We start from the raw sequence: 634 nt of genomic DNA, 5'->3' as shown, positions 1-634 counted from the left end.
CGTCGACGTCGCTTGCCCCCATCGTCGACGCTCAGGTCGGGCGGTCGAGCACCCTGAAGGCCACCGTTTCCCCGGCCGGTGCCGGTGGCAACGTGGTGTTCAAGGACGGCGCCACGACGCTGGCCGAGGTTCCCGTCGCCGCCAACGGCGAAGCTGTGTACTCCTGGGTGCCGGCCACCCCGGGTGCCCACGCGATCACCGCGACGTTCTCCGGACGCACCGTTGTCACCGGCTCGAACGCCTCCGCCAACGTGACCGTGGCGGCGCAGCCGGCCGAGAACTCCAGCTCGACCACCGTGCTCACCGTCGGTGAGAACCTGAAGGTCGGCCAGGCGTCGACCGCGTCCGCGAAGGTCACCCCCGGCAACGCCGGCGGGTCGGTCACCTTCAAGGAGAACGGTGTCGTGATCGGCACCGCCACCGTCGACGCGAACGGCCAGGCGAGCATCGCGTGGACGCCTGCCGTCGCCGGCCAGCGCAGCATCGCGGCCGAGTTCTCCGGTGCCGGCACTGTCAACGCGTCCGCGGACAGCGTTTCCGTGGCCGTGTCCGAGGGCATCCCCGGCGGCGGGGAGAACGGCGGCGGCACCGGCAGCCTCGGCTCGCTCTTCGGCAGCTAGGCGCAGCACCACAC

1 protein-coding gene is annotated in these 634 nt (G+C 71.8%); it reads left to right on the top strand.

Annotation, left to right across the window (positions count from 1 at the left end):
* The coding region (locus AC1DQC_RS19940; RefSeq protein ID WP_477052964.1) for an Ig-like domain-containing protein at window positions 1–620 on the top strand (620 nt) is incomplete at its 5' end.
* Between the last annotated feature and the right edge of the window lie 14 nt (window positions 621–634).

The sequence above is a fragment of the Cellulomonas sp. P4_H12 genome (assembly GCF_056400905.1).
Note: the sequence above shows the minus strand (reverse complement) of the source record. Positions and strands in the feature narration are given on the sequence as shown.